At 75.4% G+C, this 6,771-nt stretch carries 6 protein-coding genes and 1 pseudogene; 1 reads left to right on the forward strand and 6 read right to left on the reverse strand.

Annotated features, from left to right (window positions below; all coding sequences use genetic code 11):
• The coding region (locus AE652_RS31850) for a condensation domain-containing protein (protein ID WP_049657878.1) at positions 1-871 on the reverse strand (871 nt) is incomplete at its 3' end.
• 138 nt (positions 872-1,009) lie between these two features.
• On the opposite strand from AE652_RS31850, the gene AE652_RS31855 reads away from it, so the two are divergent.
• Positions 1,010-2,215: an amidohydrolase gene (locus AE652_RS31855; protein WP_049657886.1), complete on the forward strand. Its 1,206-nt coding sequence runs from the start codon at positions 1,010-1,012 to the stop codon at positions 2,213-2,215.
• Between the two features lie 124 nt (positions 2,216-2,339).
• On the opposite strand, the gene AE652_RS31860 is transcribed toward AE652_RS31855, so the two are convergent.
• From AE652_RS31860 to AE652_RS31880, 5 genes and pseudogenes are all read right to left on the reverse strand, one after another.
• Positions 2,340-3,182, reverse strand: coding sequence for an AMP-binding protein (locus AE652_RS31860; RefSeq protein ID WP_049657881.1), 843 nt, complete (start codon positions 3,180-3,182; stop codon positions 2,340-2,342).
• Positions 3,182-3,415: a phosphopantetheine-binding protein gene (locus AE652_RS31865; protein WP_049657883.1), complete on the reverse strand. Its 234-nt coding sequence runs from the start codon at positions 3,413-3,415 to the stop codon at positions 3,182-3,184. Before AE652_RS31865 ends, AE652_RS31860 begins: the two co-directional genes overlap by 1 nt.
• Before the next feature lie 116 nt (positions 3,416-3,531).
• A pseudogene (locus AE652_RS31870) lies at positions 3,532-4,149 on the reverse strand (isochorismatase family protein); the annotation flags it as partial.
• Positions 4,150-4,200: 51 nt separating this feature from the next.
• Complete coding sequence (locus AE652_RS31875; RefSeq protein WP_369808347.1) at positions 4,201-5,880, reverse strand: (2,3-dihydroxybenzoyl)adenylate synthase; 1,680 nt, start codon at positions 5,878-5,880, stop codon at positions 4,201-4,203.
• Positions 5,877-6,771: isochorismate synthase (locus AE652_RS31880; protein WP_049657884.1), on the reverse strand; the 895-nt coding region annotated here is incomplete at its 5' end. The genes AE652_RS31875 and AE652_RS31880, both read right to left, overlap by 4 nt.

A 6,771-nucleotide genomic window follows, 5' to 3' on the forward strand; every position in this document is an offset into this window, starting at 1 on the left:
CGGGCAGCTCGGCGGTGAGGCGGATCGATGCGCCGGACGCGCCGGCTTCGCGAGACGCGCCGGGCTCGGGGGATGCGCCGGCTTCGCGAGACGCGCCGGGCTCGGGAGACGCGCCGGACTCGGGGGACGCGCCGGGCTCGGGGGTGCCCGGGAGGGTGGCCGGGGTGTCGGCGTCGGCCATCCGGGCCGACCAGTGGGCGCGGTCGGCCCCGTACTGCGCGCTCTCGCGGTAGGCGGCCTCCTCGGCGGCGGCCTCGGCGAGTCCGGCGAAGGGGTTCAGCGCGGGTTCGGCGCCGGTGGCGAGGGCGGTGTAGAGGGCCGCGACCCGGTCACCGAGGAGGGTCAACGCGTAGGCGTCGACGGCGAGGTGGTGGATGCGGCGGTACCAGAGCCGGCGGTCCCCGGTGAGCCGGATGAGCGCGTGGGTGAACAGCGGGCCCTCGGCGAGGTCGGCCGGGCGGGCGAGGTCGGCGCGCATCCAGGCCTCGGCCTCGGCGGCCGGGTCTTCGGCGGCGCGCAGGTCCAGGCGGTGCAGCGGCCAGTGGCGGCCGGGGCTCAGCCGCTGGCGGGGCGTGCCGTCCGGGTCGGTGACGACGACGGCGCTCAGCGCCTGGGCCTCCTCCACCGCCTGCCGCAGCGCCTGTTCGAACCGCTCGTCGTCGAGCGGGCCGGTGATCTCGACGGCGTCGCCGGTGTTGTAGACCGGACTGTCGGGGTCGAGGGCCTGGGCGTACCAGATGGCGGCCTGGGCGGCGAGCAGGGGGACGTCGGCGGCCTGACCGTCGACGGTCCGGCTGTGGGCGGCCCGACTGTCGGCGATCTGGCTGTCGACGGTCTGACTGTCGGCGATCTGGGTTTCGACGGCAGGCATGGGGTGGAGAGCTCCTCGGGGGATCCGGAACGCCTTACTTAGGTTAGCCTAATCTAAGTTCATATGATCTGGTCAACGGCCCCGCAGGGTCGGGCCCCTGACACCCCGGAGACGCCACCCGTGCCCCAGACCGAACCGCTGCCGCAGAGCGCCGAACCAACCGGACCCACCGGGCCCACCGAACCCACCGGACCCAGCGCCGCCAAGCGGGCCGTGCGCGAGCGCGTCCTCGCCCTGCGGGCGGAACTCCTCGCGCTCAGCCACCGCATCCACGCCCACCCCGAGACCGCCTTCGAGGAGCACCTGGCGGCCGCCTGGTGCTCCGAACTGCTGCGCGCGCACGGCTACTCGGTCACCGCGCCCGCCCACGGCCTGGCCACCGCCTTCGACGCACGCCTCGGCAGCGGGCCGGTCACCGTCGCGCTGGTCTGCGAGTACGACGCCCTGCCCGGACTCGGCCACGCCTGCGGGCACAACCTGATCGCCGCCGCCGGGATCGGCGCGGCGCTCGGGCTCGCCCCGTACGCGGACGAACTCGGGCTCACCGTACGGGTGATCGGCGCGCCGGCCGAGGAGCGCGGGGCGGGCAAGGCCCTGCTGCTGGAGGCCGGGGCGTTCGACGGGGTGGACGCGGCCATGATGGTCCACCCCTGCCCCGTCGAGGTCGCCGACTTCCGCTCCTTCGCCCTCGGCACGCTCTCCGTCCGCTACACCGGGCGCGCCGCCCACCCGAGCCTCGACCCGCACCGGGGGCGCAACGCCGCCGACGCGCTCACCGTCGCCCAGGTCGCGATCGGGCTGCTGCGCCAGCACCTCCCGCCGCAGTGGCGGGTGCACGGCATCACCACGGCGGCCGGCACGGCGCCGAACCTGATCCCGGACAGCGCGAGCGCCGAGTACGAGATCCGGGCCTCGGCGGCCGAGGATCTCGCCGAACTGCGCTCCCGGGTCGAGGACTGCTTCCGCGCCGGGGCACTCGCCACCGGCTGCGAGGTGGAACTGACCCGACCCGAGCCGGACTACCTGGACATGCGCTCCGACCCCCGGCTGCTGACGCTGTGGCGGGCCAACGCGGCGGCGCTCGGCCGGCCGGAACCGGTCGAGAGCGGGCCCTTCGCCTGTACGGACATGGGGAACGTGTCGCACGCGGTGCCGTCGATCCATCCGGTGCTGGACATCACCGGCGGCGCCTGCGCCCCGCACGAGGCGGCGTTCGCCGAAGCGGCGCTGGGCGCGGAGGCGGAGCGGGCGGTGCTGGACGGCGCGGTGGCGATGGCGTGGACGGCGGCGGACCTGGCGGCGGAGTCGGCGGCAGCGGCGTCGGCGGCAGCGACGAACGAATGACGGCCGACAACTTTCAGCGAACAGATAACGAAATCTGTTCGCTGAAAGTTGTCATCTGCTATCTGTTACCCGTCGACCGTCTTCCGTCAGCCGTCGCCCCCCCCCCCGGCGCCCGGGGGCCTGCTCACCCGCCGAGCAGCACCCCGGGTGCCACCCGCACCGCCGTCACGCCCAACTCCCGCACCAGCGCCCCGACCTCGCCCTCCTGCCACGGGTCGGCGAGCACCACGGCGGCGCCGGTCCGCAGCGGCCACAGGTACTCCCAGAGCGGCAGGCCCAGCTGCAGCACCCGGTCGCCCGGCCCGAGCGGGTGGGCCGCCTGGAGCTCGCGCACCCGGCGGTCCGCCTCGGCGTGGGTGAGCCGGACGGCGCTCGGGCGCCCGCCCGGGCCGTACCCGACGCAGAGCAGATGGTGCGGGGTCAGCGCCCGGGGCGGGTCGGTGGGCAGCTCGCCCTCCGTCTCCAGCCCGGCCAGCGCCCCCGGCACTCCCTCCCCCAGCACGCAGACCGGAGCGTTCTCCACGAGCAGCCGCTCGCGCCGCCCGGGCGTGTCCGACGGGTCCAGCGGAAGGTACGCCGCACCCGACTTCGCCACCGCCAGCAGCGCCGTCACCAGCTCCGCCGGACGGCGGAACGCCGCCAGGCCGACCACCGCACCCGGGCGGGCCCCACAGGCGGCCAGGGCGCGCGCCAGCCGGTTGGCCGAGGCGTTCAACTCCCGGTAGCCGACGGTCTCCCCACCCGCGAGCACCAGCGCCGGCGCGTCCGGCGTCCGCGCCGCCTGCGCCTCGACCGGCCCCACCGCGGTGGTGGCCGGGTAGCGCACCGTCCGGCGCGGCAGCGGAGGCAGTTCGGGCACCTCGGGCAGCACCGCCCCGCGGGCCGCGTCCCGGTCCCCGTCCCGAACCGGCTCCCGGAGCGGATCCCGCACCGAGTCCCGCAGCGCCTCGCCCACCCCCGCCGCCATCACGCCGCGCCCAGCAGCTCGGCCCAGGCCTCGATCGCCGGGCGCTCCGCGAGCTGGACGAACGCCACCTCGGCGCCTTCCTCCTGCCAGCGCCCGGCGAGGGTCATCAGCCGGATGGAGTCCAGCCCCCAGTCGACCAGGTTCTCGTCCAGCGGGATCTCCGCCGGGTCCTCGCCGAGCAGGTCGGCGACCTCGGCCCGGATCCGCTCCACCGTGAAGCCCGTACCCGTCACTTGCCGCCCACCCCTTCGAGCACGTCGATCTCTGCGGTGTCCAAACCGGCCGCGGCGTCCAGGCCGGCCACGGCATCCAGGCCGGCCGCCGCAGCGGCCGGAGCCATCGCCCCGAGCACGGTCTCCGCCGTGGCGACCATCCCGCAGCGCCCGGCCACCCAGGCCAGCGCACCGCGGTGCTCCGCCGGGCCGAAGTCGGCGACCGCGTCGGCCACCACGAAGGCCTGCACGTCCCGCATCCAGGCGTCGCAGGCGGTCGCCTGTACCCCGATGTGCGCGTACACGCCGGTGATCACCAGCTGGTCCCGCCCCTGCTCGCGCAGCAGCTGCTCCAACTCGGTGCGCACGAAGGCGCTGTACTTCCACTTGGTGAGAACGGTGTCGCCCGACGCGGGAGCGACGGCGTCGGCGATCGCGGTGGCCCGCGGGTCGGCCGGGATGCCCGGGCCCCAGAAGTCCTGCTGCAGCCCGCGCTCGGCCGGGCTCTGTCCGCCGAGCTGCGCCGAGTACACGACGGGCACGCCGGCGGCACGCGCGGCCTCCGCCAACGCCTGGACGTTGCCGAGGAGTTCGGGCACCGGCGCGGCCTCGGCGTCGAAGGCGTCCAGGAAGTGGTTCTGCAGGTCGTGCACCAGCAGGACGGCGCGCGCCGGGTCGACCGTCCAGGAGACCCGGTTGGCGGGCAGTTCCTCGGCGGCGGGCATGGGATAGCGGGGAATGCGGGGCAGGCCCACGGTGGTGTTCCTTAGCTAGATGTGGCGAGGTGGCGACGACGGACGGAGGCGTCAGCCGGTGGTCAGCGAGGCCGCGATCGCGGCCCGCAGCTCCTTCTTGCTGACCTTCCCGATCCCGGTGGCCGGGAAGGCGGCGACGAACTCGACCCGGTCCGGCACCTTGTACTCGGCGAGCCCGCGCTGTCGCACAAACCGCTTCAACTCGACGCTCTTCGGGGGCTGTTCACGACTCTCGGCGCGCAGCACCACATACGCGCAGGTGCGCTCGCCCAAGTACGGGTCGGGCATCGACACCACCGCCGCGTCGTGCACCGCGGGGTGCGCGAGCAGGTGGTTCTCGATCTCCTCGGCGGCGACCTTCTCCCCGCCCCGGTTGATCTGGTCCTTGGCCCGCCCCTCGACCACCAGGTGGCCGGTGGGAGTGCGCCGGACCAGGTCCCCGGTGCGGTAGAAGCCGTCCGCCGTGAAGGAGTCGGCGTTGTGCCCGGGCGCGTTCCAGTAGCCGCGGATGGTGTACGGGCCACGCGTGAGCAGGTGGCCGGTGGCGCCGTCGGGCAGGTCCCGGTCCTGGTCGTCGACGACCCGGACCTCGTCGTCGGGCGAGATCGGCCGGCCCTGGGTGGTGGTGACCAGCTCCTCCGGGTCGTCCAGCCGGGTGTAGTTGACCAGGCCCTCGGCCATCCCGAACACCTGCTGGAGCGTGCAGCCCAGCACCGGGCGCACCCTCCGGGCCGCCTCCTCGCTGAACTTGGCGCCGCCGACCAGCAGCACCTCCAGACTCTCGTAGCCGCGGACACCGCGCTCAGCGGCGTCCAGCCAGAGCAGCGCGAGCGGCGGCACCAGCCCGGTGATGGTCACGCCCTCGCGCTCGATCAGCGGGAAGGCCGTCTCGGGGGCGGGCTGCGGGCAGAGCACCACACGGCCGCCGGCGTACAGCGTGCCGAGCGAACCCGGCGAGCTGAGCGGGAAGTTGTGGGCGGCGGGCAGCACGCACAGGTACACGCTGTCCGGGTCCTGGCCGCACAGCTCGACCGAGCCGCGCAGCGAGTAGATGTAGTCGTCGTGGGTGCGCGGGATCAGCTTCGGCACGCCGGTGCTGCCGCCGGAGAGCTGGAGGAAGGCGACGTCCTCGGGGCCGGGCTCCCCGCCGAAGGCCTCCGGGCCGGGCCCGTCGCAGGGCACGTCCGCGAGCCGGACGTGCTCCCCCGGGTCCTCGCCGGCCACCAGCACCAGCCGCAGCGCGGGGTTCTCCGTCCGTACCCGGCTGGCGAGTTCGCGGTAGTCGAAGCCGCCCTCGACGGCGGGCACCACGTACGCCGCCGCCCCGGTGAAGGAGCAGAAGTACCCGATCTCGGCGTACCGGTGGGCGGGCAGCGCGAAGACGGGCAGCGCGCCGATCCGGAACAGCGCGAACACGACCTCGAAGAACTCGGCGGCGTTGGGCAGTTGGACCACCACCCGGTCCCCGGCCCGGATGCCTCGGGCGAGCAGTCCGGCGGCCATCCGGTCGGCCCGGCGGTCGAGTTCGGCGTACGTCCAGCGCCGCTCGGTCGCCGCCACGCCGTGGCCGCCCGGGTCGACGACGGCGGTGCGCCCGCCGTGCTCGGCGGCTCGCTCGCGCAGCATCCGCCCGAAGGTCTCGCCGCGCCAGTACCCGGCGGCCCGGTAGCGCTCGGCGAACTCGGCGGGGTACGGGGTGAAGCCCGCCCGGGCCGTCTCCAGCGGCGTCACCGGGCCACCCCCGCGGCGTCCAGGAAGGTGCGGAACTTGGCGCTGGTCTCGGCGAGTTCGGCCTCCGGCCGGGACTGCTCGACCACGCCGGCGCCGGCGTACACCCGCAGCGTCCGCCCCTCCGCCTCGGCGCAGCGGATGGTGACCACCCACTCGCCGTCGCCGGTCGCGTCCTCCCAGCCGACCATGCCGGTGTAGAGGCCGCGGTCGAAGGGCTCGACCTCGCCGATCACCCGGCGGGCGACGTCCGTCGGCGTGCCGCAGACCGCCGGGGTGGGGTGCAGCGCGCAGGCCAGTTCGAGGGCGGAGACCGCCGGGTCGGCCAGCTCGCCGCGGATCGTGGTGGCCAGGTGCCACATCGCGGCCGTCCGTACCAGGGTGGGCCGTTCGGGCACCTCCAGGGTGCGGCAGTACGGCGCCAGCGCCTCGCGGATGGCGTCCACCACGACGGCGTGCTCGTGCAGGTCCTTGGGCGACTCCAGCAGCGCGGCGGCGCGCCGGACGTCCTCGCCGAGGTCCTCGCCGCGCGGTACGGAGCCGGCCAGCGGGTTGGCCAGCACGGCCGTTCCCCGCCGGGAGAGCAGGAGTTCGGGGCTGGCGCCGACCAGGGTGCGGCCGCCGCCGGACGGGACGGCGAAGGTGTAGCCGCCCGGGTCGCGGCGGGCCAGCCGCTGCAGGATGGCGGGCAGGTCGAGCGGCTGTTCGGCGCTCAGCTCCAGCGTCCTGGCCAGCACCACCTTGCTCAACTCCCCGCCGCGCAGCCGCTCGACGGCGGCCGCGACGCCCGCGCCGTACGCCTCGGGCGCGGGCACCGGGTCGATCCGCCAGTCGGCCTGCTCGGCCGGCGGCGCGGGCAGGGCGATCAGCGGGTCGTCGCGCAGCGCCCCGGCG

The sequence above is a fragment of the Kitasatospora sp. MY 5-36 genome (assembly GCF_001182915.1).
Classification (GTDB): Bacteria; Actinomycetota; Actinomycetes; order Streptomycetales; family Streptomycetaceae; genus Kitasatospora.

Excerpts from the sequence above, each read along its gene's own strand:
- AE652_RS31860 (WP_049657881.1), bottom strand. The coding sequence starts at position 3,182 with ATGGCGGCGGGGGTGGGCGAGGCGCTGCGGGACTCGGTGCGGGATCCG.